At 72.3% G+C, this 24,514-nt stretch carries 29 protein-coding genes and 2 tRNA genes; 24 read left to right on the top strand and 7 right to left on the bottom strand.

Annotated features, from left to right (window positions below):
* Nucleotide 1: 1 nt before the first annotated feature.
* Nucleotides 2-1,597: an LCP family protein gene (locus ACW62_RS09350; RefSeq protein ID WP_053203828.1), complete on the bottom strand. Its 1,596-nt coding sequence runs from the start codon at nucleotides 1,595-1,597 to the stop codon at nucleotides 2-4.
* Nucleotides 1,598-1,761: 164 nt separating this feature from the next.
* A complete protein-coding gene (locus ACW62_RS09345; protein WP_205629240.1) occupies nucleotides 1,762-2,322 on the bottom strand; it encodes a phosphoribosyltransferase family protein in 561 nt (186 codons plus the stop codon).
* A 174-nt stretch (nucleotides 2,323-2,496) separates the two neighbouring features.
* On the opposite strand from ACW62_RS09345, the gene ACW62_RS09340 reads away from it, so the two are divergent.
* Together ACW62_RS09340 and ACW62_RS09335 are read left to right on the top strand one after the other, a co-directional pair.
* Nucleotides 2,497-2,587, top strand: a tRNA-Ser gene (locus ACW62_RS09340).
* A gap of 80 nt (nucleotides 2,588-2,667) precedes the next feature.
* Nucleotides 2,668-3,039: a VOC family protein gene (locus tag ACW62_RS09335; protein ID WP_053203826.1), complete on the top strand. Its 372-nt coding sequence runs from the start codon at nucleotides 2,668-2,670 to the stop codon at nucleotides 3,037-3,039.
* 58 nt (nucleotides 3,040-3,097) lie between these two features.
* On the opposite strand, the gene ACW62_RS09330 is transcribed toward ACW62_RS09335, so the two are convergent.
* Nucleotides 3,098-3,331, bottom strand: coding sequence for a hypothetical protein (locus tag ACW62_RS09330; protein ID WP_053203825.1), 234 nt, complete (start codon nucleotides 3,329-3,331; stop codon nucleotides 3,098-3,100).
* A 260-nt stretch (nucleotides 3,332-3,591) separates the two neighbouring features.
* Between ACW62_RS09330 and ACW62_RS09325 the strand changes: the two genes are divergently transcribed.
* Together ACW62_RS09325 and ACW62_RS09320 are read left to right on the top strand one after the other, a co-directional pair.
* Entirely contained in the window at nucleotides 3,592-4,548 is a 957-nt protein-coding gene (locus ACW62_RS09325) for a nucleotidyltransferase domain-containing protein (protein ID WP_053203824.1), read from the top strand.
* Between the two features lie 95 nt (nucleotides 4,549-4,643).
* Nucleotides 4,644-5,390 (top strand): hypothetical protein, encoded by a 747-nt coding sequence (locus ACW62_RS09320; protein WP_157574567.1) that lies wholly within the window; start codon nucleotides 4,644-4,646, stop codon nucleotides 5,388-5,390.
* Here ACW62_RS09320 and ACW62_RS09315 read toward each other — a convergent pair.
* Together ACW62_RS09315 and ACW62_RS09310 are read right to left on the bottom strand one after the other, a co-directional pair.
* Nucleotides 5,387-5,821, bottom strand: coding sequence for a VOC family protein (locus ACW62_RS09315; protein WP_053203822.1), 435 nt, complete (start codon nucleotides 5,819-5,821; stop codon nucleotides 5,387-5,389). The genes ACW62_RS09320 and ACW62_RS09315 overlap by 4 nt on opposite strands.
* A 65-nt stretch (nucleotides 5,822-5,886) precedes the next feature.
* Complete coding sequence (locus ACW62_RS09310) at nucleotides 5,887-7,065, bottom strand: PucR family transcriptional regulator (protein WP_053203821.1); 1,179 nt, start codon at nucleotides 7,063-7,065, stop codon at nucleotides 5,887-5,889.
* Between the two features lie 100 nt (nucleotides 7,066-7,165).
* Between ACW62_RS09310 and ACW62_RS09305 the strand changes: the two genes are divergently transcribed.
* Genes ACW62_RS09305 through ACW62_RS09285 form a run of 5 tightly spaced genes read left to right on the top strand, consistent with a single transcriptional unit; the run spans nucleotide 7,166 to nucleotide 12,888 of the window.
* On the top strand, nucleotides 7,166-8,488 hold the full coding sequence (locus ACW62_RS09305) for a purine-cytosine permease family protein (protein ID WP_053203820.1): 1,323 nt from the start codon (nucleotides 7,166-7,168) through the stop codon (nucleotides 8,486-8,488).
* Nucleotides 8,485-9,507 (top strand): LLM class flavin-dependent oxidoreductase, encoded by a 1,023-nt coding sequence (locus tag ACW62_RS09300; RefSeq protein ID WP_169792018.1) that lies wholly within the window; start codon nucleotides 8,485-8,487, stop codon nucleotides 9,505-9,507. The genes ACW62_RS09305 and ACW62_RS09300 overlap by 4 nt, the downstream gene beginning before the upstream one ends.
* Complete coding sequence (locus tag ACW62_RS09295; protein ID WP_053203818.1) at nucleotides 9,504-10,694, top strand: M24 family metallopeptidase; 1,191 nt, start codon at nucleotides 9,504-9,506, stop codon at nucleotides 10,692-10,694. The genes ACW62_RS09300 and ACW62_RS09295 overlap by 4 nt, the downstream gene beginning before the upstream one ends.
* Nucleotides 10,691-11,935, top strand: coding sequence for a threonine synthase (locus tag ACW62_RS09290; protein ID WP_083459541.1), 1,245 nt, complete (start codon nucleotides 10,691-10,693; stop codon nucleotides 11,933-11,935). The genes ACW62_RS09295 and ACW62_RS09290 overlap by 4 nt, the downstream gene beginning before the upstream one ends.
* Nucleotides 11,935-12,888, top strand: a complete 954-nt coding sequence (locus tag ACW62_RS09285; protein WP_053203817.1) for an LLM class flavin-dependent oxidoreductase — start codon at nucleotides 11,935-11,937, stop codon at nucleotides 12,886-12,888. Before ACW62_RS09290 ends, ACW62_RS09285 begins: the two co-directional genes overlap by 1 nt.
* Nucleotides 12,889-13,146: 258 nt before the next feature.
* Here ACW62_RS09285 and ACW62_RS09280 read toward each other — a convergent pair whose 3' ends face one another.
* Complete coding sequence (locus ACW62_RS09280) at nucleotides 13,147-14,982, bottom strand: phosphoenolpyruvate carboxykinase (GTP) (RefSeq protein ID WP_053203816.1); 1,836 nt, start codon at nucleotides 14,980-14,982, stop codon at nucleotides 13,147-13,149.
* Nucleotides 14,983-15,735: 753 nt separating this feature from the next.
* Nucleotides 15,736-16,935, bottom strand: coding sequence for a metal-dependent hydrolase family protein (locus ACW62_RS09275; RefSeq protein WP_053203815.1), 1,200 nt, complete (start codon nucleotides 16,933-16,935; stop codon nucleotides 15,736-15,738).
* Between the two features lie 155 nt (nucleotides 16,936-17,090).
* Here ACW62_RS09275 and ACW62_RS09270 point away from each other — a divergent pair.
* The 15 genes from ACW62_RS09270 (at nucleotide 17,091) to ACW62_RS09200 (ending at nucleotide 24,456) form a co-directional block, all read left to right on the top strand.
* Nucleotides 17,091-17,166, top strand: a tRNA-Arg gene (locus ACW62_RS09270).
* A 404-nt stretch (nucleotides 17,167-17,570) separates the two neighbouring features.
* Entirely contained in the window at nucleotides 17,571-17,774 is a 204-nt protein-coding gene (locus ACW62_RS09265) for a MerR family DNA-binding transcriptional regulator (RefSeq protein ID WP_053203814.1), read from the top strand.
* Nucleotides 17,771-18,208, top strand: a complete 438-nt coding sequence (locus ACW62_RS09260) for a hypothetical protein (protein ID WP_053203813.1) — start codon at nucleotides 17,771-17,773, stop codon at nucleotides 18,206-18,208. The genes ACW62_RS09265 and ACW62_RS09260 overlap by 4 nt, the downstream gene beginning before the upstream one ends.
* Nucleotides 18,205-18,399, top strand: a complete 195-nt coding sequence (locus tag ACW62_RS09255; RefSeq protein WP_053203812.1) for a hypothetical protein — start codon at nucleotides 18,205-18,207, stop codon at nucleotides 18,397-18,399. The genes ACW62_RS09260 and ACW62_RS09255 overlap by 4 nt, the downstream gene beginning before the upstream one ends.
* Nucleotides 18,400-18,534: 135 nt before the next feature.
* Entirely contained in the window at nucleotides 18,535-18,924 is a 390-nt protein-coding gene (locus ACW62_RS09250) for a hypothetical protein (protein WP_053203811.1), read from the top strand.
* A complete protein-coding gene (locus ACW62_RS09245; protein ID WP_053203810.1) occupies nucleotides 18,921-19,121 on the top strand; it encodes a BldC family transcriptional regulator in 201 nt (66 codons plus the stop codon). The genes ACW62_RS09250 and ACW62_RS09245 overlap by 4 nt, the downstream gene beginning before the upstream one ends.
* Nucleotides 19,118-19,342, top strand: coding sequence for a hypothetical protein (locus ACW62_RS09240; protein ID WP_053203809.1), 225 nt, complete (start codon nucleotides 19,118-19,120; stop codon nucleotides 19,340-19,342). The genes ACW62_RS09245 and ACW62_RS09240 overlap by 4 nt, the downstream gene beginning before the upstream one ends.
* A 178-nt stretch (nucleotides 19,343-19,520) precedes the next feature.
* On the top strand, nucleotides 19,521-20,030 hold the full coding sequence (locus ACW62_RS09230; protein WP_053203807.1) for a hypothetical protein: 510 nt from the start codon (nucleotides 19,521-19,523) through the stop codon (nucleotides 20,028-20,030).
* Nucleotides 20,027-20,206 carry a hypothetical protein gene (locus ACW62_RS09225; RefSeq protein WP_053203806.1) on the top strand — a complete coding sequence of 60 codons (180 nt, stop codon included), beginning with the start codon at nucleotides 20,027-20,029 and terminating at the stop codon, nucleotides 20,204-20,206. The genes ACW62_RS09230 and ACW62_RS09225 overlap by 4 nt, the downstream gene beginning before the upstream one ends.
* Nucleotides 20,203-20,421: a hypothetical protein gene (locus ACW62_RS09220; RefSeq protein ID WP_053203805.1), complete on the top strand. Its 219-nt coding sequence runs from the start codon at nucleotides 20,203-20,205 to the stop codon at nucleotides 20,419-20,421. Before ACW62_RS09225 ends, ACW62_RS09220 begins: the two co-directional genes overlap by 4 nt.
* 724 nt (nucleotides 20,422-21,145) lie before the next feature.
* Nucleotides 21,146-21,892, top strand: coding sequence for a hypothetical protein (locus tag ACW62_RS09215; RefSeq protein WP_053203804.1), 747 nt, complete (start codon nucleotides 21,146-21,148; stop codon nucleotides 21,890-21,892).
* Nucleotides 21,889-22,293 carry a hypothetical protein gene (locus ACW62_RS09210; RefSeq protein ID WP_053203803.1) on the top strand — a complete coding sequence of 135 codons (405 nt, stop codon included), beginning with the start codon at nucleotides 21,889-21,891 and terminating at the stop codon, nucleotides 22,291-22,293. Before ACW62_RS09215 ends, ACW62_RS09210 begins: the two co-directional genes overlap by 4 nt.
* Complete coding sequence (locus ACW62_RS33070) at nucleotides 22,290-22,586, top strand: HNH endonuclease signature motif containing protein (protein ID WP_083459540.1); 297 nt, start codon at nucleotides 22,290-22,292, stop codon at nucleotides 22,584-22,586. Before ACW62_RS09210 ends, ACW62_RS33070 begins: the two co-directional genes overlap by 4 nt.
* Entirely contained in the window at nucleotides 22,583-22,945 is a 363-nt protein-coding gene (locus ACW62_RS09205) for a hypothetical protein (protein WP_053203802.1), read from the top strand. The genes ACW62_RS33070 and ACW62_RS09205 overlap by 4 nt, the downstream gene beginning before the upstream one ends.
* A gap of 197 nt (nucleotides 22,946-23,142) precedes the next feature.
* Nucleotides 23,143-24,456, top strand: a complete 1,314-nt coding sequence (locus ACW62_RS09200) for a terminase large subunit domain-containing protein (protein ID WP_169792017.1) — start codon at nucleotides 23,143-23,145, stop codon at nucleotides 24,454-24,456.
* Nucleotides 24,457-24,514 lie beyond the last annotated feature (58 nt).

Raw genomic sequence — 24,514 nt, 5'->3', positions numbered from 1 at the left:
GTCAGCAGACCGCGCCGGCGTCGACCGGCTCGTCGGCCGCGGGCTCGTCCGTCGTGCCTTCGGTGGGCTCGTCGGCCGGCTCCTCGGCCTCGCCGGAGGCCTGCTGGACGGCGGCGCCGGAACGCTCGCTGCTGGCGTTCTGGCCGGTCGCCTCGGTGGTGTCCTCGTCGGGCGGCGTCGTCTCACCGGCGTCGGGCGTGGCCGGGGTGCCGGCCAGGATCTCCTGGATGCGCGCGTGCAGCTGGTCGTAGTCGGGGTCGCTGGACGTGGTGCCCATACTGCCGAAGAACTCGTTGTCGAGCGTCAGGCTCTCCAGCGGCTGCGTGCGGACCTTCACCATCAGCTCGATCAGCGCCGGGAACAGGTCGGCCGGCACGTCGGAGGTGATGATGTCGCCAGCCGCCGACGCGAGGCTCTGGTACTGGCTGAGCAGCGTGGCCGGGTCGGCCTTGTCGACGATGGCGTTCATGACGCAGCGCTGCCGCTCCATGCGCTCGTAGTCGTCGCTGCCGCAGCGCGAGCGGGCGAACCAGAGCGCGTGGAAGCCGTCGAGCAGCCGGTTGTCGCCCTGCTCGATGTAGCCGTTGGCCTGGGTGCAGGTGCCGTCGGGGAGGCTCTTGTTGCCCCACGGGATGTCGCGCGGCACGTTGACGGTGATGCCGCCGAGCGCGTCGACCACGGCCTCGAAGCCGGCGAGGTCGACCATGATGAAGTAGTCGATGTCGAGGCCCAGCGCGCCCTCGACCGCCCACTTCGTGGCATCGGCGCCGGGGTCACCGACGCCCTCGAACACGTCGGGGTGGTCACGCGGCACGTTGGCGTAGACGGCGTTCAGCATCCACTCGAGCGGGTCGCCGCTGCCGGTGAAGCCGTTCGGGTACGCCTCGGCCAGCGGCGTGCCGTCGGGGAACGGGATCTGCGACAGGTTGCGCGGCAGCGAGATCATCGTCGTGGCGCCGGTCTCGGTGTCGATGCTGGCGACGATCTGGGTGTCCGGACGAAGACCGGTGCGGCCCTCACCGGCGTCACCGCCGAGGAAGAGCACGTTCAGCCGCGGCTTGTCGGCCCACGGGTCGGAGACGTCGACGTCGGGCGTGGTGTTGCTGCCGCCGCTGGACGAGATGTTGCCGACGAGGTCGCGCTGCGTGAACGCGTACCGCGAACCGACCGCCAGCGGCGCGACCACCACCGACGCGCTGAGGATGACGACGAGCGCGCCGGCCAGCCGCTTGCCGGGAGGCAGGCCGTCCGGCTCCAGCGACCGGTGGCTGCCGACGGCGATGAGCAGCCAGGCCGCCGCGCCGGCCGCGAGCGCCGTCCCGACGATCAGCATCATCTGCCGGTCGCCGCCGTACGACGCCAGCTCCGTCGGCGGGATCAGCACCACGACGGCGAGCGCGAGGATGGCGAGTGCGGCGAGGATGACCAGGACGGTCGTGCCGAGCCGGCGCCTGCCGGCGGCGATTAACCCGGTGCCGGGAATCAGCGACCCGAGAGCGGTGAACCCGATGAAGCGGCCGTAGCGCTGGTTGCGCTCGTCCCGGCGCGTCTGCAGCCGAGCGCGTCGAGCACCTGGAGCTCGTCGGGCGCGTTGCACCGGCCGGTCACCCCTCCTCGCTCTCACGTCGTCAGCTCTCATGATCCGCTCTATCCGCCGAAGCCAGGATAATCACACCTCGGCCCGGCCCAGCCGGACGTCCGCGTAACCACCTCTGTTACAAGACGCCCGAACCCGCCCATAAGTTGCCGAAGTGATCACCGTCACGGTTTCAGCAGCGCCCTGACGTCGTCGTCCTGGACCTGAGTGAAATCGCCGTACCACTCACCGACCGCCTGGAACGTCGCCGGCCGCTCCAACACCACCACCACGTCGGCCACCCGCTCCAGTTCCTCCACCGTCTCTCTCGGCCCCACCGGCACCGCGACGACCACCTGGCGTGGCCGCGGGTCCGCCGTCACCAGCAGCTCGGCCGCCGCCCGCACCGTCGCGCCCGTCGCGATGCCGTCGTCCACCAGCACAACCGTCCGCCCCTCCAGCCGCGGCGGCGGGCGGTCACCGCGCAACAGGCGTTCCTTGCCCTCTGCCTCCTCCTGCGCCCGGCGGAGCACCCACTCGAGCTCGGTCGGCCGCAGCCGGACACCCCTCACCACCGCGTCGTTCACCACCCGATGCCCTGACGCCGTCACCGCCCCCAACGCCAGCTCCGGCTGCCACGGCACGCCCGCCTTGCGCACCACGAGCACGTCCAGCTCGCCGCCCAGCGCCGCGGCCACCGGCGCCGCGACGGCTACGCCCCCGCGCGGCAACCCCAGCACCAGCACGTCCCCAGCGTCGCCGAGCCGCTCCAGGACCGCCGCCCCCAGCCGTTCACCAGCCTCACGACGATCCCGCCAGCCCCGCCCGCGCGATCTCACACCACCCGACTTTGCCGTCTCCCGCGCCGGAACGGTAGCCTTGCGTCGCCCGGTTGTTGCACCTGGTGCTCCAACGGGCATGGAGGCGTCGCCTAGCCCGGTTTATGGCGCCCGCCTGCTAAGCGGGTTGAGGGCTCAAACCCTCTCGCGGGTTCAAATCCCGCCGCCTCCGCACCACCAGCACGAACACGTCGGGCCGGTCCGAGACAGGACCGGCCCGACGTGTGTTCGGACCCTTGTAGCGTGAGTGCCATGGCGTGTCGCATGTCCGAACTCATCCTCAAGTGCCGCGACCCGCAGCGGCTGGCGGCGTTCTGGTGCGAGGTGCTCGACTACGTCGTGCTCGACACCGAGGACGACGGGATCGAGATCGGGCCGCGCGAGGGGTTCGGCGGGTTGCAGCCGACCATCATCCTCAGTCAGACGGACGATCCCGAGCTGGGCCCGCTGCGGCTGCACTTCGACGTCAACGCCACCGACCGCGACCAGGACGCCGAGCTGGAACGGCTGCTGGCCATCGGGGCGCGCCCGGCCGACGTCGGGCAGACGGGCGAGGAGTCGTGGCAGGTGCTGGCCGACCCGGAGGGCAACGAGTTCTGCCTCCTCCGCGCCCGGCTGAGTTGAGGCCCCGGGTGCAGGATCGCCGCCCCCGGAAGGGACCTCTTTTGAACAAGCCCGGAGATCAGCGGGCGTAGTAGAAGTAGCCGTCGTAGCAGTAGTAATACGTGCAGGAGGGCGAATGGTATCCCCATACCCGCACCCCATTGGCCTTGAACCGGTTGTACACGGCCTTGCATTCGCTTGGAGTCATGGTGGCGGCCGGACAGGTGTATTTAGCCGTCCCAGCCATCGCATCGGGCGTTCCGGTGAAGGTCAGCGCCACGGCACCGAGCGTAGTGGCCAGCACCAGGAGCATCCAATTACGGGCTCTACGAATCATCGTCAATCCTTTCTCTTTGCTTTCGGCGCGAGCAAGGTAGCGCCGCCCGCACCAGTGATGGCGGAGTTCTCAGTTTCCTTCGTAGCCGAATCTACGGCCGCGGTGTTTCATTTCTGCTTCACTGTGACTTCACACCTGACCGTCATGAAAGCGGGAGGCTGGAGACCCTTGTAGCGTGAGTGCCATGGCGTATCGCAGGTCCGAACTCGTCCGCACCCGGCTGAGCTGAGGCCCGCGTGCAGGAGACCGATCCGCGGCTGCGGCACTGGCGCACCCGGCTGGCGGCCCGAGCGGAAGAGGCCGCGACGGCGGTGGGCGCGATCCCGGGCGTGGCCGGGGTGGTGCTCGGCGGCAGCTTCGGGCGCGGCGAGCATTGGCCGCTCAGCGACCTCGACCTCATCGTCGTCAGCGCCGGGCGGCCGGTCGCGGACGTGGCCGCCGAGGTCGATCAGTGCGCCTACCAGCTGAGCGAGATGTGGGGGACCAGCGGCATCTACACGGCCGTCGACGCCGGGCGGCTGACGTTCGACGCGGGCGAGGTGGGCGAGGTGGACGGCGACCCGGCCGGGCACATGGACGACCACCGCTGGCTGCATGGCCTCGACAAGGTCTACGGCGGCCGCCCGGCCCGCGACGACGGCGGCGTCGCGTCGGCCCTGCTGGAGCTGTCCGCCCGCTGGCGCTTCGACGAGGCCGTCGTCGGCCGGCGGGTGACGACGTGGCTGGCCGCCGCGGACCGGTCGCTCGCCGAGGCCGAACGGCGGGCGGACGGGGACGCCACCGGCGCCTGGATCGTCGTCCGGCAGGCCGCAACCGCGATCGCCGAGGTCGCGACCGAACGCTGGGGGGAGCGGGCCGGCTCGCTCGGGCGCTACTGGACCCTCTTCAAGGCCCGCGCCCGCCGGCACCGCGACCCCGCGTTCGCCGACCGGCTGCTCACCGCGGCGCACGCGCACCCCGCGCCCCGTGCGGACGTCCCGGAATGGCTCGCCGACCGGATCGCCCTCTCCTACGAGGCGCGGCTGCTCGTCGGCGAGGACGTCACGCCCGAGCAGAACGCGCGCGACAGCCAGCTCGCCTACGCCGGCCTCTACCGTCACCGCTTCCCGCGCTCGGCGTACGCCTGGATGCGCCCGCCACCGGACGCGGACGCCCGCGCAGCCGTCGGCGCCCTGCGCGAGCTGGCGCGCTGAGTCGTTCCTCGACCGTTACCAAATCGGACATCGGCCCCCATCTGGGGTGTTGCTAGGGTCGGACCGCTTCGATGTGCTCACGAGAGGTTCCGCAGGTGATCACTTCGTCCAAGCGGTCCGCGGTAGCGGCTGCCGTGATTCTGTCCGCTGCCAGCCTGGCCGGGTGTGGTGGCGGTGACGACGCCGCGAGCGGTGCGGCGACGCCGACGCCGGCGTGGGAGTCGACGCCCGGCGAGGGGCCGACGAACGCGGACGCCCCGGACGAGACGCCGGCAGCGGAGGATCCGCAGGCCGCGCCCGACGAGCCGGTCCAGGACGGCGGCGAGGAACCGGGCGGCCAACCGGCCGATGGCGGCGACGCCGCGGGCGCACCGGCCGACGGCGGGACGAGCAGCGACGGCGGCCAGCAGCCCGACCCAGGAGGCGGCGACGACGGTGAGGGCGACGCGCCGCCGCCGGTCGCCCAGCCGATCGATGCGTGCACGTTGGGCGCCGACGCCATCGCCACGCTGATCGGAGCCGCCCCGACGCCCGAGGACATGTCCGATCCGGCGGAGTTCGGCCCGTCCTGCGGCTGGATCGGCGCGGGCGGCGAACTGGTGGTCAGCGTGTCGACGTTCGACGACTGGGTCAGCGCGGACGGCGCGCTCGGCAGCGCCGAGAACGTCGACGGCCTCGGGGCGGAGGCGTGGGCGTCGCTGAGCGCGCCGTCGAACCTGCAGGTCGCCTGGCGCCGCGACGACGTCTCGGTGTCGGTGTCGGCCAGCCTCGCCAGCGGCGGCGCCGAACTGGTCGATGTCGCGCGGGCGATCGACGCGGCGCTGCTGGCCGCGGGGTACTAACTGATCACGTAGTCGTCGCCGACGGCCCGCTGCAACTCGTCCTTCCCGATCGGCGGCTCCGGCGTGGAGAGATGCCAGCGATGCCCGAACGGGTCGTACAGCCAGCCGCCGCGGCCGTGTGGCGAGTCGGTGACCGGACGGTCGACGGTGGCGCCGGCCGCGACCGCCCGCTCGAACAGCCCGTCGACGTCGTCGACCTCGAGCACGAGCGAAACGGACGAACGCCCCGGCGAGGGCGCGTAGACGCCGCCGTCGGGCCACTCGTCGGCGATCATGACGCGGGCGCCCTGCACGGTGAACTCGGCGTGCCCGACGGTGCCCGTGGCGGGGTCGGTCCAGCGGCTGGTCTCGACCGCGCCGAACGCCGCCGCGTAGAACTTGAGCGCGGCCGCGGTGTCCTTGGCGCAGAGATACGGAGTGACAGTGGCCATGGGTTCCACGCTAGACCCGGGGCGGCGGACCCGGCTTGGACGAATGTGACCTTGGGAGGCACGCCCTAGTACAGCCCGAGGTCGACGGCGCGCAGCGCGAGCAGCAGGTCGGCCCGGATCAGCTGGTCCGGCCCGGCCAGCCCCAGCAGCGAGGACACCCGGCGCAGCCGGTACGAGACGGTGTTCTCGTGCACCGCCAGCCGCTCGGCCGTCCGCCGCACCGACAGCCCGGTCGCCAGATACGCCCGCACGGTGTCGACCAGTTGTCCGTGCCCCGCCAGTGGCTCCAGCGCCCGCGCCGCCAGCCGACGGGCGTCCAGCGGGTTGTCGATCAGCATGACGTCCGCGATGACCTGGTCGAACGGGACGACGACGCGGTCCAGCCCGGCGCGCCGGCCGGCTTCGAGCGCCGCGACGGCCTCCCGGCAGGACGCGGCCGCCTCGCCCAGCCGGTCACGCGGCTCGCCCAGCCCGATCACCGTCCCCGCCGCCACTCCCGGGCGCCGCGCCGCCCGCGACAGCATGTCGCCGAGCCCCGGCAGGTCCGGCAGGACGAGCAGGACCGTCGCGTCCTTCGAGCCGACCAGGATCCGCGACCGCAGCCGCGGCCGCAGCACGTCGACGATCTCCCGCTGCGCCCGCGCGACCTGCAGCGGATCGTCACCGGGCCCGCCGACGGCGACGGCGCGATGCGGCACCTGGGCGGCGACGCCGATCAGCCGGGCCCGCTCCTCGACGTGCGCCGGGTCCAGCGGCTCGCCGCCGGCCAGCCGCGACACCAGGTCGGTGGCGATCTGGTCCAGGTGCGCCGCCGCCTCGCTGCGGGTGCGCCGATACGCCTCCGTCGACACCGCGACCATGACGTCGACCGCGCCGGCCAGCAGCCGGGCGAGCCGCGTGTACTCGTCCGGCGGCATCGGCGGGCCCGCGGCGACCAGCTGGTCGAGCAGCCGCCGCTCCGCCGAGTGCCACGACGCGACGACACCCTCGATCGGCACGCCCTGGACGGCTCGCCGCTCGCCCAGCTGCGCCGCCGGCGTCACCTCGTCCGGCCGCAGCCCGCGGTTCCCGGCGACGGCGACCAGCAGCGCGCGCAGGTTCGGCGTGACGACGCCGACGAGGTCGTCGAGGTCCATGCGGGCGTCGTCGTAGCCGGGCAGCCGTTCCCAGACATCGCCGACGAGGGACTGTGCGACCTCGGGGACGCGGTTGAGGAGAAGCTCCGCCCGTTGTGTCAGATCCACAAAACGTAGTGTGACAACTTCCGGGGATACCCCATAGAGCGACGGGCGGATTGTGGACAACATGGCACCCCAACAGACGTCGGCGACCGGGGAGGCATTCGTGAGCACCGAGCGTGACACCACAGCCGTCCAGAGCACCGTGGCCGCGGACATGGAGGACCATGCCCTCGAGCCGGTCCCCGCCGACCGGCGCAAACCGCTGATCCAGCTGATCGTCGTCCAGATGGGCTGGAACATCAGCGTCAGCAGCTTCCTCGTCGGCGGCGTCGTCGGCGGCGGCACCTCCTTCACCGAGGGCCTGCTGGCCATCCTGCTCGGCAACGTGCTGCTCGCGGTGGTCGCCAGCCTGGTCGGCATGGTGGGCTTCCGCACCGGCCTGACCAGCTACCTCACCTCGCGTGCGGTGTTCGGGACGCACGGCGCGGTGGTCGTGTCGCTGTTCCTCGGCGTCGTCGCGATGGGCTTCATCGGCGTGCTGATGGACACTTGGGGGCTGGCGGTGAACCAGCTGATCCCGGAGATCCCGAAGTGGGCGTTCATCGTGGCGTTCAGCGGGGCGATCCTCACCACGGCGATCTTCGGCTTCAAGGGCCTGCAGCGGTACTCGGCGATCGCGGTGCCCGTGCAGGTGGCCATCGCGCTGTTCGCGCTGGTCCGCATCGGCGACCTCGACGGCGGGTTCTCCGACGTCGTCAACTACGCGCCGGCCGCGCCGATCGGCTTCTCGGTGGCGATCGGCGCCGTCATCGCGACGTGGGTCACCGGCGCCGCCCTGGTCGGCGACGTGCAGCGGTACGCCGTCCGCGCCCGTGACGTCGTCATCTCCACCTTCTGCGGCTTCGCGGTCGGCGCCGCGGTCTTCGAGCTCATCGCGACGGTCTCGGCGATGAAGGTCGGCAACAGCAACTTCGTCGTCGTCATGCAGGGCCTCGGGCTGCTCGCGCCGGCCGCGGTCATGCTCTTCCTCGCGCTGTGGAACACCGCCGACAACAACATCTACTCGGCGTCGCTGGCGTTCACGAACGCGTCGAACACGCTCGGCCTGAAGGTCGCGAAGCCGGTGTGGACCGTGTTCGCGGTGCTGATCGCGCTGCTCATCGCGTTCGTCGGACTGGCGGCGGAGTTCCAGCGCTTCCTCGGCGTCATCTCGGTGGTGGTACCGCCGTTCGCCGGCGTGCTGATCGCGTACTTCTGGGTCGTGGTTCGGCGCTGGGACGCGACCGAGCTGCTGCGCACCGCCCCGTCGGTCCGGTGGGAGGCGCTGGGCTGCTGGGTCGCCGGCGCGCTGATCGCCCGGTACGCCGACCTGCTCATCGCCGACGCGATCGAGGGCCTGGTCGCCGGATTCGTCCTGTACGCCGTCGTCGGCACCGCGGTCAGCCGATGGCGCTCCTCATCCCCGGCCGCGGAGGTGCGCTCGTGAGGTTCGGACTCGGCGTCCCGACCGGGACCGAGGGGCTCATGTACCCGGTCCCGTACGCGGACATCGACCAGGCGGTCGAGCTGGCCGTGACGGCGGAACGGCTCGGCTTCGAGTCGATCTGGGGCAACGACCATCTGACGACGCAGCGCTACGTCCGCGCCGAGTTCGACCAGGCGCCGCGCTACTACGACCCGTTCGGCTACCTGAGCTACGTCGCCGCCGTCACGGAACGGATCCGGCTGGCGACCGCGGTGATGGTGCTGCCGTTCCGGCACCCCGTCGTCGCCGCGAAGCAAGCCGCGACGCTGGACCAGCTGTCGCGTGGACGGGCCGTGCTCGGCGTCGGCATCGGCGCGTACCGCGAGGAGCTGGAAGCGGTCGAGCCGGGCCGCCGGGTGCATCGCGGTGAGCACGCCGAGGAGGCGATCCCGGCGCTGCGCGCACTACTGACCGAGCGATCGGCGTCGTTCCACGGCACGTGGGTGGAGTTCACCGACGTCGAGAGCTTCCCGAAGCCGTACCGGGATCGGCGGCTGCCGATCCTGTCCGGCGGCAACTCGCCCGGCTCGCGGTCACGGGCCGCCCGGCACGGCGACGGCTGGCTGCCGGCCTGCCTCACGCCGGACGAGGTCCGGGTCGCCCTGGGCGGCATCGCGGCCGAGGCGGCCGAGCACGGCCGCGAACTGCCGGCCGACTTCGAGGTCGCGCTGCAGGTCGGCGTGAGCGTCGCGCCGACCCGCGAGGAGGCCTGGCGGCGGTTCGAGTCGTCGCAGGTGTTCAAGCACCTCGCGTCGCTGTCCAAGACCACCTTGAAGGACCAGGGCGTCGGCGACCTCGCCGCCCGCAACCTCATCGGCACCCCTGACGACGTCGCCGCGCAGGTCCGTGCCTACCGCGACGCCGGGGTGACGACCCTGGCCGGCCTGCTGTTCGCCGTCGACACCGTCGAGGAGACGACCGACGCGATGGCCGGGTTCAGCGAGACGATCATCGCCGTCGAGACGAAGGGCAGCCGATGACGGCCGATACCACCGTCCTCACGAAACCCGCGGTCGACCTGGCCGCGCTCGCGCGCGACCGCCTGGCCCGGCTGCGCGCACGGCTCGCGGAACAGCCCTACGACGCGGTCGTGCTGACCGAGCCGGAGAGCGTCCTGTACGCGACCGGCTACCGCAGCATGCCGGGTCAGGTGTTCCGCACCCATCGGATGGCGGCGCTGGTCACCGCCACCGACCTCTGGCTGGTGGCGCCGGCGGCCGACGTGCCGGCCGCCGGTGCCACCGCTGTTCCCGTCGACCGGATCTCGCCGTTCGGCCGGTTCTACGTCGAGTCCGGGACGCCCGACCCGGTCACCGAGGTCGCCGACCGGCACGACGGGCTGGCCCAGGCGCTGGCCGCCGCCGTCGCCACGCTGCCGCCGTCGGCGCGGCTGGCGGTGGAGACCCGCGACCTGCCCGCCGACGTGCTCGCGGCCTGCGGCGATGTGGTCGAGGACGGCGCCGGCCTGCTGTTCGCCGTCCGGTCGCGGAAGCTGCCCGCCGAGGTCGAGCTGCTGGCCTACGCCGCCCAGCTGGCCGAGGCCGGCATCGACGCCGCGCTGGCCGCCGCCGGGCCGGGCACGACGGAGGCCGAGCTGGCCGCCGTCGTCGCCGGGACCATGGTGGCCGGCGGCGGCGACCCGCGCTTCGTCGTCGCGCTCACCGGCGAGCGGTCCGCGCTGGCCGACGCCGTCCCGTCCGGACGCGCCTGGCAGCCCGGCGAGATCGCCCGGTTCGACGTCGGCTGCGTCGTCGACGGCTACTGGTCCGACATCGGCCGCACCGCCGTGCTCGGCGAGCCGTCGGCCCGGCAGCGCGACGTGTACGCCGCGGTCAAGGCCGGCGAGGACGAGCAGCTGGCCGCCGCGCGGCCGGGACTACCCGCGTCGGAGCTGTTCGGGATCGGGCTCGACGCGGTCGCGCGCGGCGTCCCCCGGTACCGTCGGCAGCACTGCGGGCACGGCATCGGGCTGTCGATCTACGAGCCGCCGATCGTCGCGCCCGGCGTCGGCGCCGAGCTGGCGGAGGGCATGACGTTCTGCTTCGAGACGCCGTACTACGAGCTGGGATGGGGCGGGATGATGGTCGAGGACGCGGTCGTCGTGACCTCTGGCGGCGTGGACCTGCTCACCAGGTCCGGCCGCGACCTGCGGGTGGTGGCGGCATGACCTACACACGGACGCTCGCGTGCCTGCGCTGCGCGGCGAGCTACCCGGACCCGTCGCTGGAACTGGTCGGCCGCGGCTGCCCGGCCTGCGAGGCGGACGGGGTGCCTTCCAACGTCCTGCCTGTCTACGATCTCGCCGGCCTGGGCGCCGTGCCGGTGTCCGACGGGGAACCCGGCCTGTTCCGGTACCGGTCGCTGCTGCCGCTGGCCGCCGGGACGCCGGCCGTGAGCCTCGCCGAGGGCGCGACCCCGGTGGTCGGCCTGCCGGCCGTCGCGGAGCGCCTGGGCGTCGCGTCCGTCGTCGTCAAGGACGAGACCCGCAACCCGACGTGGTCGTACAAGGACCGGCTGGCGTCGGTCGCCGTCACGAAGGCGGTCGAGCTGGGCATCGACACCGTCGTCGTCGCGAGCACCGGCAACCACGGCGCGGCCATCGCGGCGTACGCGGCCCGGGCCGGGCTGCGCTGCGTCGTACTGACGGTGGCCAGCGTGCCGTCGACGATGAAGACGCTGATGCAGGCGTACGGCGCGTCCGTGGTCGCGCTGCCGGAGCCGCGGCAGCGGTGGACGCTGATGCGCGAACTGGTCGAGAAGTTCGGCTGGCTGGCGATGTCCGGCCACGCCGACCCGCCCGTCGGCTCCAACCCGTACGGCGTCGACGGCTACAAGACCATCGCCTACGAGCTGGTGGACCAGCTGGACGCGCCGCCCGACGTCGTCGTGGTCCCGTCGGCGTACGCCGACGGCCTGGTGGGCGTCGCGCGCGGGTTCGCCGACCTCGTCGAGCTGGGCGTACTGGAGCGGTCGCCGCGCATGGTGGCGGCCGAGCCGTTCGGACCGCTCGCCGCGGCGCTGGCCAGCGGGTCCGAGGTCGCCGGGCCGGTGCCGTACCAGCCGTCGGTCGCGTTCTCGACGGCGTCGCCGGTCGGGACGTTCCAAGGGCTCAGCGCGCTGCGGTCGACCGGCGGCGCCGCGGTCGCCGTCCCGTCCGACGAGGTCATCCTGGCCGCCCAGCGCGAGCTGGCCGCGTCCGCCGGCCTGTACCAGGAGGCGGCGTCGGCGACCGCGTGGCCGGCTCTCGCGACGCTGGCGGCGCAGGGCTCGCTCGGCCGGGCCGAGTCGGTCGTCGTCATCGGCACGTCGACGGGGCTCAAGGACGTGGGCGCGACGGCGGCCACGCTGCCTGAGGTGCCGGTCATCGAGCCGGCGGCGGATGCGCTGCTGGACGCGATCGGGCCCTGATGCGGCTGGCTTTCTCCCTCTCGGGGCACCGGCCGAGCCGGTCCGCGGTCGCCGCCGCCGTCGCCGCCGAAGAGGCCGGGTTCGACGAGGTGTGGGTCACCGAGGACTACGTCGAGCGCGGGGCGTTCGCGCTGGCCGGGGCGATTGCGCAGGCGACGTCGTCGGTGCAGGTCGGGATCGGCGTGGTGAACCCGTGGACCCGGCATCCGGTCGTGCTGGCGATGGAGTTCGCGACGCTGGACGAGCTGAGCGGCGGCCGGGCGCTGGCCGGGCTCGGCGCCAGCAACGAGCGGTGGATGACCGGCCAGCTGGGCATCCCGTTCGACCGGCCGCTGAGCCGGCTGGCCGAGTCCGTCTCCGTCGTCCGCCGCCTGCTCGCGGGCGAGCACGTCCAGCACGCGGGTGCCGCGTACACCGTCGACACCGCTCTGTCGTTCCGGCCGCTGCGGCCGGACCTGCCGATCGTGCTCGGCGTCAAGGGGCCGCGGGCGCTGGAGCTCGCGGCGGAGTCCGCGGACGGCGTGCTGCTGTCGATCCTGGCCGGGCCCGACTATGTGCGGCTGGTGCGTTCCCGCGTCGGTCCGTCGCTGCGGCTGGCCGGGTACGTCGGGCTGTCGGTCGCCGATTCCGGCGCCGAGGCGCGGGACCGGATCCGGCCGCTGGTCGCGCGGTTCCTCGGCATCCACGGCGACCACCTGATCACCCGGTCCGCCGGTCTGTCGCCGGCGCAGTGCGCGGAATTCCGGGCCGGGCTGGTCGCGGGTGCGCCGCGGGTCGACCTCGTCACGGATGACCTGCTGGACCGGCTGGTCGCCGCCGGAACGCCGGACGAGGTCGCGGCCGCGTTCGCCCGCTTCGCGGCGGCCGGGCTGGACGTCGCCGTCGTCCGCGACGACCCCGACGTCGAGCCGGAGGAGACGCTGCGGCAGGCCCGCGCCGCCGTCGGTGCGTGACGGCGGCCGGTGCGTGACGGCGATTCGTTCGTCACAGCGGTTCGGGACCACGTTCGCCGAGGTGTGGTCCCCGCCCGGCTGGGAGGGCACCCACCCTACGGGCGGGCACCGACAGCCGACTGCGAACTCCAGCCCGGCGACCCGACCCGATGCTGGGCCGCCCGGCGACCCGACCCGATGCTGGGCTGCCCGGCGACCGACGCCGACGTTGCGCCGCCCGGCCCCCATGCTCGAGGGAGCCGGGCGGCGCAGCGGGCGTCACATGCCCAGGCGCGCCTTGAGGCCGTCGAGTTCGGCCCAGAGCAGGGTCGGCAGGTGGTCGCCGAACTTGTCGAACCACTCGGCGATGCCCGGCACCTCGGCCCGCCACTCCTCCGGGTCGACCTCGAGGCACGCGGCCAGCTGCTCCGCCGTCAGGTCCAGGCCCGAGGTGTCCAGCGACTCCGGCGTCGGCACGTGGCCGATCGGCGTCTCCGTCGCCGCCGCCAGGCCCTCCATCCGCTCGATGACCCACTTGAGGACGCGGCCGTTCTCGCCGAAGCCAGGCCACAGGAACCCGCCGTCGTCGTCGCGGCGGAACCAGTTCACGTAGAAGATCTTCGGCAGCTTGACGGCGTCGGCGTCCTTGCCCATCGCGATCCAGTGCGCGAAGTAGTCGCCGCTGTTGTAGCCGATGAACGGCAGCATCGCCATCGGGTCGCGCCGGACGACGCCCACCTTGCCGGCCGCCGCCGCCGTCGTCTCCGAGGACAGCGTCGCGCCCATGAAGACGCCGTGCGTCCAGTCACGCGCCTCGGTGACCAGCGGGATCGTCGTCCGCCGGCGGCCGCCGAAGAGGATGGCCGAGATCGGGACGCCGCGCGGGTCGTCGTACTCCGGGGCGATGATCGGGCACTGCTCGATCGGCGTGCAGAACCGCGAGTTCGGGTGCGAGCTCAGCTCACCGTTGCCGGGCGTCCAGTCGCGGCCCTTCCAGTCGGTGAGGTGGGCCGGCTCCTCGTCCGTCATGCCCTCCCACCAGATGTCGCCGTCATCGGTGAGCGCGACGTTGGTGAAGACGCTGTTGCCCTTGGCGATGGTGCGCATCGCGTTCGGGTTCGTCTTCCAGCCGGTGCCGGGCGCGACGCCGAACAGGCCGAACTCGGGGTTGACGGCGTACAGCCGGCCGTCATCGCCGAAGCGCATCCACGCGATGTCGTCGCCGAGCGTCTCGACCTTCCAGCCCGGGATCGTCGGCTCCAGCATCGCGAGGTTCGTCTTGCCACACGCAGACGGGAATGCGGCGGCGATGTAGTGGACGGCGCCGTGCGGCGCGGTGAGCTTGAGGATCAGCATGTGCTCGGCCAGCCAGCCCTCGTCGCGGGCCATGGCGCTGGCAATGCGCAGCGAGTAGCACTTCTTGCCCAGCAGCGAGTTGCCGCCGTAGCCGGAGCCGTACGACCAGATCATCCGCTCCTCGGGGAACTGGGTGATGAACTTGGTGTCGTTGCACGGCCACGCGACGTCCTGCTGGCCCGGCTCCAGCGGCGCGCCGACGCTGTGCAGACAGGGCACGAAGTCGGCGTCGTCACCCATGGCCTCGAGGACGCGCGCGCCCATGCGCGCCATGATGCGCATCGAGACCGTCACGTACGGCGAGTCCGTCAGCTCGACCCCGAACATCGGCTTCGCCGCCGTCAGCGGGCCCATGCAGAACGGGATGACGTACATCGTGCGGCCGCGCATCGAGCCCTTGTACAGCTCGGTCATCTCGGCCTTCATCTCGTTCGGGTCGCGCCAGTTGTTCGTCGGCCCCGCGTCCGCCTCGTTCACCCAGCAGATGAACGTCCGCTCCTCCACCCGCGCGACGTCCGTCGGGTCGGTCCGCGCCCAGAACGAGTTCGGCTTCTTCTCCGGGTTCAGCCTGACGATCGTGCCCGCGTCGACCAGCTCGTCGGTGAGGGCCGTCCACTCCTCGTCGGAACCGTCGCACCAGTGGATACGGTCCGGCTGGGTCAGCTCCGCGACCTCGCGGACCCAGGCGAGCAAGCGTGCGTGGGACGTGGGCGCGTCGTCGAGATCGTGTGCAGCTCCGGGTTCGGCGAACGTCGTCATGTAGCGGTCACCCTTTTCGTGATCGGGGCGCGCAGTCGGCCCTGCGGCGCGTTCCGGGTATGCGGAAGCGACCCGGTCTCAGGCCATTCGGAGACGGGTGGTGTTCCGCGGGGATACTCAGCACGCTAGGGCCGTCATCTCAGGGACTGGAACTGACGATAGGGTGATCAGGACCACACAGGTGCCCTAAATTCCGTACAAAACGGACACTGGTACGTACCTCACCGCACCAGTCGATGACGGTGGTACGTACCAGATGGGTCGTGAGTAGGGTCTCTGACTAGCGGCCGCTCGGGGATGCGCGGGGGTGCTGGACCGGTGGCCGGACTGCGACGCACCGAGCACTTCGCCCTCGCGGCGGTGCTCGAGGTCGACCTGCCGCGGTCCGTGCGTGCCGGTGCGGTTGCCGACTCGCGGCCGTCGTGCGGGACGATCGGGCGCCGTCGTGCGTGCGAATCGGGCGCCGCCGGACGGGACGATCAGGCGCCCGCAGCGCCCGTACGCACGGCCATCCCACCGAGCCGCCGTACGGCACACCGAAGCCACGGCCGAAGGTCCGGCCCCGGCATGGGCGGGAGACCTGCAGACCTGCAGACCCAACGCCACACCCCGGGGCCGTCCGGCGACTCGACCAGTCCGCCCTCGGCCAGCGCGAGCCGGCCGCCGGGCGCGAGCAGCGCCGCCAGCGCACTCACCGAGCCCCGAGCGGGCCAGACCCGCCTAGGTCCTCCGGGCCCAGGTCCGGCCCCGGGATCAGACGACCGCGCCCGCCCGGATGACCGTCCGCCCCTGTTCGTTCCACAGCAGCGACGCATCCGCGAACGGGTCGCCGTCGAACAGGAGGACGTCGCCGGCCGCACCGGCGCCGATCCGGCCCAGGTCGTCGCGGCCGAGGAGCTGGGCGTTGACCGAGGTGGCCGAGCGGAGCGCGTCCAGGACGCCGAGCACCTCGACCTGCAGCCGCAGCCCGACCAGCTGGTCGTCCTCGAGGTCGCCCATGAGGTCGGTGCCGAAGCCGACCCGGACGCCGGCGCCGCGCGCCAGTTCGATGGCGTGCTTGCCGGAGTCGAGCACCTCCCGGTTCTTGGCCTTGGAGATCGGGTTCAGCCCGAGCGCGTCGCCGCGGCGGTCCATGGCGTCGTACGCGGCCAGCGTCGGCACGAGGAACGCGTCGTGGCCGGCCATCAGCCGGGCGGTCGGCTCGTCGAGCAGGTTGCCGTGCTCGATCGAGCGGACGCCGTTGACGACGGAGTGCTCGATCGCCTCCGGCGAGTACGCGTGCGCCGCGACGTACGAGCCGCGACGGGCCGCCTCGTCGGTGATCGCGCGGATCTCGTCGACGCTGTACTGCGGCCGGCGGATCGGATCGGTCAGCGACACCACCCCGCCCGACGTCATGATCTTGATGGCGTGGGCGCCGCGGCGGAACCGGTCGCGGACGGCCGTGCGCACCGCGTCCACCCCGTCGACGACCTCGGTCATGTGGGCGTGGCCGACGCACAGGTCGCGGTCGCCGGGACGGGAGTCGCCGTGGCCGCCCGTCTGGGACAGCGCCGGCCCGGTGTAGAAGTAGCGCGGCGCCGCCACCAGGCCCTCGTCCAGCGCGCTGGCGAGTCCGGGATCGCCGCCGGCGACGTCACGGACGGTCGTGAAGCCGCGGCGCAGCGCGTTGTTCAGGCGCCGCGCCGCCTTGAGCGCGACGTAGCTCAGCGGGCTCGAGTCGATGCCGACCATGTCCAGCCCGATGCCGTACGCATGGCAGTGCGCGTCGATCAGCCCCGGCACGACCGTCCCGCCCCGCGCGTCGATCGTCGTCGCGCCGCGGTCGTCGACGGTGCCGGGGTCCACGATCACGCCGTCGACGATGTGGACGTCGCCCTCGGTCAGCTCGGCCGAGGAACCGTCGAAGATGCGGGCGTTCGTGATGGTCAGGCTGGCCGGCTGCTGGCCCATGGGCGGTCACCTTCTCGTCGTCGTTGTGTCATGTCACACGCTATAGGTGCTGTCCGCGCTGGTCGCGAGCGGTCCGCCGGCGGCGGCAGAATCCGATTTCGGCCTCGCCCTTCGGACCGGTACACTCGTCACCGGTCCGCTTCCGCGCGGATCAAGCGCCCGTAGCTCAACGGATAGAGCATCTGACTACGGATCAGAAGGTTAGGGGTTCGAATCCCTTCGGGCGCGCCACCGACGCATCGTCACCCTCATCCCCAGCCGGGCCAGTTGGCTGGGGATTTTCGTTGTAAATGCCCAGCGTCCAGGACGCTGGCACTCCGGTAATCAGCTCGACTCGACGAGCCAAGGCCACGACATCGCGCGGCCTGCTGTTTCCGGACTCCCACCCGCCGTAACTGCCGGCAGTCACTTGCAGCAGCTCCGCGAACTCGCGTTGCTGCAGGCCAGTCGTTAGCCGAACCTTCCGGAGCCGGTCGGCGAGCGTCCACTCTGGGATGCGCACTCTGGCTTGCTCGGTCATGTTCTGCATGACCGCATCATGGCACCCCATGCAAATCAGCGCAAGATGCGCGCGACACGCTGGCGTCGAATCACATCGTTGACATTGTCTTGCCACGCATGCTTGAGTCTGCGCCATGCAACTCAAGCATGCGTGGAACGGAGACGAGGAACTGATCCCTGTCGGCGAGGCGGCCTCGATGCTGGGCGTGCACCCGGACACGCTGAAGCGCTGGGAACGCGCTGGCAAGATCACCTCGGATCGCACACCGACCGGGCATCGCCGATTCCGCCGCGGTGACGTCCGGACCCTCCTCACGCCGGCGGCGAGCAACCCGTGACGGCCCAGCGCGAGCCGCTGCGGCTGTACCCGACCCGCCGGCACCCCACGCCGGCGAACCCGTCGCCCGAGTGGACCGCGGCCAAGGCCGCCGAGCGCGAGCGCGGCGACCTGATCGGCCGGACCCGCGCCGCGTTGATGCGGCTGGTGAAGGTCATCGACGAGGTGGCCGACCTCGACCGCGACGGCTACCTGGAGGTCGCGGCCGAGCGGGTCGACCAGCAGCACGAGCGAGCGGCGGAGCTGCTGTTCGAGCTGGGCACCGAGCTGGCCGGCGTGCTGAACAGGTCGGGCTCCCGGGCGACCGACACCGGCAAGGCCAGCGAGTGGTTCGCCTGGCTCGAACGGCAGCCGTTCTACCGCGATGGAGACGGCGAGTGGGACGCATCCGACGTCTCCGCCGCTCTCGCGTTCGCCGGGGCGGTGATCCCGTGAGCAAGGACCGCGAAGTCGCGCGGCAGGCCCGCGAGCGCGAGGAAGCCGCGAACCGGCGGGTCGCGCGTACCGAACGATCGCGGCGCCGCGGTGAGGCGACACGCGACGACGGCGGCCAGGCCGTCGACCGCGCCAACATGGCCGCCCGCGCCCGCGCTGCACTCGAGCGGCACGGCTACACGGAGGACTGACTGAGCGCCCGGGTGGCGCCGGTGACTCCCTGCCCCGGCGCCACCCGGGAACCACCAGACGTGGATCGGCGGGCGCCGACCGGACCATCCCCGGAATGGCCGGCACCCGCCTTGACCAAGAGATCGGAGTATCCCATGACCGACACCATGGCACCGGACGCCCCGCTGAGCGGCGGCCAGTACGTGTACGAGCTGCTGCGCAAGACGCGGCGGGAGGAGCTGCTGCGCGAGCGGGCCGAGGTCGAGCGGGCCGCGGTCCGGCTGATGGCGTCCGCGCTGCGCATGGGCGGCGTCTATGGCGGCATTGTCGCGGCGCTGCAGATCGCCGTCGAGACCGCGGTCGACCTGGTCGAGCTGGACCGCCGCCTCGCCGGCTACACGGTGCCGGCCGCGACGCAGGAGTTCGACCACGCCGTCGACCAGGCGCTCGCGCTGGCCGGCGACGGCGGCTGGCGGGCTGACGCCGCCATGTCGACGACGGCGGCCCGCTGGGTTCCGAACCGGCCTGCGGTGGTGACGCAGTGACCCGCCGCCGAGACCGGCCCGTCGTCGTCGAGCCGCTGCTTCTGCCGCTCGAGGTCGCGGAGCTGTTCCGGGTGAACGTGAAGACGGTCAGCCGGTGGGCCGAGGCCGGGAAGCTCACCCCCGTCTACACGCCGGGCGGGCACCGCCGCTACCGCGAGGCCCAGGTCCTCGCGCTCCGCAACGGCGGCGCACGGTGACGGCGGCGGCGCGGTCGGTGGCGACGCTGTCCGGTGAAGACATCGGCCGGCGGGTCATCGTGACCGAGCAGCATGCGCCCAACCTGACGACCGGACCCACCCGGATCGCCGGCGTCCTCGTCCGGGTCGTGCATCAGCGCGCACGGACGTGGGTGGTCCTGGACGGGCGGCCGTTCCTGCTGGTGCCGGAGCGGTGCACGGTGGAGGTGATCGAGTCGTGATCCGCGAGTTCGTCGCCGTGTGGGGCCTGTCCATCGTCATCAGCCTCGGCACCTTCCGCGCGGCCCGACTCGTGCGGCCGGCGTCCCCTGCGTGGCCGCCGGCACCCGCACGTCGCGTCGCGGGACGGTCCTGGCGGCCGTCGCTGCGGTCCGGTCGAGGCCGGTACCGGACCGCGCCATGACGGCCGTGCAGCTGGACCTGTTCGGCGAGGTGCTGACCTCCGAGACGCGCCGCGTCGTCGACGGGCTCGCGTGCCTGCGTGACGCGCACCCGCGCGCGCTGGACCTCATGCTCGGTGAGCGGCGCCCGGACACTGGCGAGATCAAGGTCGGCGCGTCCGGGCCGTGGGCGTACAGCGTGCGCCGGGCCGGCTTCTACTTCGAGGACCGCGGCGGGTGGGGTGGCTGGTACGCGCGGCCGGCGCACCTGCTCACGTGGAGCGAGCTGGACGCGCTCGTCGGCGGCGACGCCCGGCTGCTCGAGGTGCGGGCGTGGTCGGAGTCGCTGCACGGCGTCGGCGGGCGGAATGACCGCATGCGGCCGCACGAGCTGTGGCCCGACCCGGGCGGCTGGCACCCGAGCTACATCGAGGGCGACCACGAGCGGCCCGGCTGGGACGAGCGCATCACCGCCTGGCGCACGGTGCTGGCGATCCTCGATGACGCGATCGCTCGGGAGTCGCGATGACGACGACCACCCACCAGCGGCGCTGGTTCATCGACGTGTACGGGGTGTGGCACCGGCAGGCCCAGCGCGACGTTGCCGAGTGCGGCGCCCGGGCGGCCCGCGGCATCGGCCCGATGATGATCGGCGGCGCACCCGCCAACGGGATCGTGTGCGAGGACTGCGAGGACGACCCGTGAGCCGCACGGACGGCATGCGCCGCGGCCCGGACGGGGACCTCGTGCCCGAGCCGTCGGAGCGGCACGACTGCCTCGACGGCTGGGCCGGCGAGGACCACACCGGCCGCCCGATCCCGTGCCCGATCTGCCGCCCGCACGTCCAGCGCCGCCAGCTGCCCGGCGGCCCCACGATCACGACCGCACGACCCGATCCCCGCGAGAGGCCACGACCATGACCCTCAACCCTGTCGCGTGACGGCTTGGACCCCACCCTCTGGCAGGCCGGCGACCCGTCGGCCCTCCCACCATGCCTCAACGGATTCGCGCAGATCCCCGCGAGCCTGCTCGGCGAGGGACTGTCCGCCCGCGCGATCCAGGTCTGGGCGCTGCTCGACGTCCACCAGGGTTCACGTGCGGACACGTGGACCTCCCGAGCCCACCTCGCCGGCGACATGGGCTGCGTGACCGACACCGTCGACCGTGCCGTCGCCGAACTCGAGGAGGCCGGCCTGGTCATCGTCGACCGTGGGGTCGGGCGAAGACGCACCAACCGCTACCGGCTACAGCACCGCCCGAATGGCCGCAGATCTGCGGCTACATCACAGCAATACAGCCGCAGGAATGCGGACCCAATGGCCGCAAATTTGCGGCCCAGAACCATAAGTAAAGAACCAGAGATCAGGGGTACAGCAGGTGACCAAGGTCCAGACCGCGCGCACGAGCGTTGCGAGCTGCACTGGCTGCCGCTGCCGTGCCGTGGATGCGCCGCCGACCGCAAGGCCGGCGACCAGATCGCTCCCCGATCGAGCCGACCCGAGCACGCAGCGGACCCCGGCACTCGGGTCGAGCCCCCGCCATCCCCGCCACGACGACGCCGCCGACGGTCACGCCGCACCCCACGACCCACCGAGTGAGGCAAGCTATGCAGAGCTACACCCATCGACACGAGGGGAGGCGACGATGACGACCTGGCTTGCCGGTGCACGCACAGACGCCCGCACCCGCACCATGCTCGACGCGGCCGAGCGCATCGCCGACCTCCAGACGATCGTCGTCCAGGGGTCCTACAGCGACGGCACCGCCAGCGCCGGCACCCACGCCGGCGGCGGCGCGCTCGACCTGCGCACCTGGCACCTGACCACCCTGCAGCGCGGCCGGCTGCTGCTGGCGCTGCGGACGGTCGGCTTCGCCGCCTGGTACCGCACCAAGGCGCAGGGGTTCGACCCACACATCCACGCGATCGCCATCGGCTGCTCGGACCTCTCGCCGAGCGCCCGTGCGCAGGTCGCCGACTACTACGACCGCAAGAACGGCCTGGCCAACGACGGCCCGGACGACGGGCCTTGGATGCGACCGATCAAGACGTGGGAGCAGTACCAGGCCGACCAGAACGAGGACCTGCCCGACACGGGCACACCCGACGATGATGGAGACGACGACATGGCGACACCAGAGGACGTGTGGGGCTACGAGAACGACGGCGTGGTCCCGAACACCGACGCGTTCGGCGTCCTCGTGACGACGATGGCCAAGGCCGACGTCGCCGCGGACAAGGCCGACTACGCGACCAAGCAGCTGAACTCGGTGGCGGCGGGCGTCTCGGCGCTGTCGAAGGCGCTGCGCGACAACGGCGTCATCACCGGCGCGCAGCACACCGCCGTCAACGCTGAGCTGTCCGGCGGCGGCGTGCCGGGACTGCCCCGATGACCGCGGCGCTGCGGAAGATCCGCAAGGCGCTCGGCGCCCTGCTCGGCGGCGCCACCGGCGCGGCCGTCGTCCAGGTGGCCGCGGCGTTCGAGGTCGACGTCGACCCCACACTCGCCGGTGCCATCGCCATCATCCTCGCCGCGGCCGGCGCCTACCTCGCTCCGGCCAACGACTCGGGCGTGCCCGCGCTCGACCTCGCGCAGACCGTGCTTCGTCGGCTCGGCCACGACCCCAACGACGTGGCGCGGATGAGCGTCACACCGTCGGGCGTCGTGGTCGAGCGCTACCAGCGGGACGAGTTCGGCATGCCCGTGAAGGTCGACCACGGTGACGGTGACTCACACCCGCAGATGGTCCTCGACCAGCACCCGCACCAGGGCCGGGGCTGGCGGGCGGCATGACGCAGCGGGGCTGGGCCGGGCGCCGCGTCACGCGGGCGCGCGCGGCCATCCGCAGACGCGGCCAGGTCCAGCCCTGCACCCGCTGCGGCCGAGCCATCGACCTCGACCGCGAGGCGTGGCACGTCGACCACATCGTCGAGCTGGCGCTCGGCGGAGCCAAGGACGACCCCGCCAACCATGGCCCGGCCCACCCCAGATGCAACACCGCGGCCGGCGGCAAGCTCGGCGGCCAGCTCGCAGCAGCACGGCGGCGAGCACCTACCCAACGCACCGAGAGGACACGACGCTGGTGACCGCAACGCCGCACGAGCTGCTGATCCAGTCCGTCGCCGAGCTGGACCGTGGGCTCCGCGTGCTTCGGCTCGAGGTGGACGTCGCGGTCACCGGGCAACGACGGAAGAGCGCACCAATGAACACGCTCGCCGGGCTGAACGCGATCGTCGGCATGATGGATGCGCTCGTGCCCGCGGTCATGGACCGGAGCCACGTCCCGTCGATGGTCCTGAAGGTGCCGGACGACATCACAGGCGACGAGGCCGACCAGATCCGAGCGGCCGCGGCCGGCGAAAAGTTCAGGACCCTTGGTAACCCCAACACGCAGACCGCTCCCTTTCCCTCCCCACCCGCTCTGACCTGCGACGATGCTCCGTGACCGAGCCGAAGTGCGTCGAATGCGGTGGCGCCCGCCCGCGCCGTTCTAACGCCCGTTACTGCGGGAGTTCCTGCCGGTCGCGTGCCAGTAAACGTCGCCGCGAGAAGCGCGGCCAGGCGTTCCCAGAGGCACATCTGAGCAGGTCAGAGCCGGAATCCCCTCGGATGTCCGCGGGTGCCACGCGGCTCGGATTCGAGATGCACCCGCATCAGCTCGAGCTCGGCGAGCTGCTCGACGACGGCGCCACCACCACCGCGGTTCAGTGGCCGCGCCGCGCCGGTAAGACGACCGCCGTCTGGTCATGGCTGTTCGGCCGCTGCGACCTCGAGCCCGACACCAACATCATCGTCACCGCGCAGACCAGGCAGAAGGCGCGCGAGCGCTGGTACGACGTGAAGCGGGCCATCGAGCGGAGCTGGCCGGAGGTCGCCGGTGGCCCGAAGATCCGCGAGGGCAAGGGCGACGAGTCGTTCGAGTTCCAGAACGGGTCACGGTTGTGGATCGTCGCGCCCGAGTCCGGCAGCGTCCGCGGTGACGCCGTCGACGTCGTCTACGTCGACGAGCCGCAGGAGCTGTCGACCGAGGTGTCGCTGGACATCAAGCAGGCCGTCATGCCGCTGTTCGACACCCGCCCGCAGGGGCAGGTCGTTCTGTCCGGCACGCCGGGGAAGGTCCGGGCCGGCTGGTACTGGGAGGCGCTCAGCACCGGACTGGCGGGCCGCACAGGCATCGTCCGGGGCCGCTACGCCAAGGGCACGGCCGTGTCCGTCTACGCGGCCCAGCCCGACGACGCCTGGGACGACGACGACGTCCTGCTCCGCGTGCACCCCGGCATCGGCACGCTGACCACCCTCGGCCGGATCCTCGAGCGCCGCGAAGAGGCGTCGTCGCCGCTGGCGTTCGCGATGGAGTACCTCGGGATCTGGCCGGGCACCGACGACAGTCGAGCCATCGACCCGGCCCTCTGGGCCGCCGGCGCAGGCGACCTGGCGGAGAAGCCCCGCCGGTTCGGCCTGGCGTTCGACGTCTCCCCGGACTCGAGCACCGCCGCCCTCGTCGCAGGGTGGCGCGACGACGCTGGCCGTGCCCACCTCGAGCTGCTGCTGCACGGCGACCCCCGCGCGGTCGCCAAGGAGGCATACCGGCTGTCGGTGAAGTACCGGCTCCCGATCGCGTACGACTCGATCGGCGCGAACCTCGAAGTCGCCGAGATGCTGGCCCGGTCCAAGCCGAAACCGAAGACGACGCCGATGGGGACCAAGGACGTGGTGACCGCCGAGGCCGGGCTGATGTCCGTGCTGAGGGCCGGCGAGCTGCACCACCCGGACCAGCCCGCCATGAACACCGCTGCCGCCGGCGTGGCCTGGCGCACCCTCGGCGACTCCGGCCAGCTGTTCGGCCGGCGAGCCTCCACGGGGGACATCACCCCGATCGTGGCCGGCTCGGTCGCTCTGCTGGCGTTCGACCGCCTACCGGCACGGTCCGCGATCGTCGTCGCCAGCGTCGCCTGACCGACCCGTCTTCCGCGTCACGAATCGCGCATAACGGCGACCTTCGCGACAAGAGTCT

Source organism: Jiangella muralis (genome assembly GCF_001270745.1).
GTDB lineage: Bacteria > Actinomycetota > Actinomycetes > Jiangellales > Jiangellaceae > Jiangella > Jiangella muralis.
The sequence above is the reverse complement of the archived record's forward strand: the minus strand, read 5'-3'. Positions and strand labels throughout refer to the sequence as shown.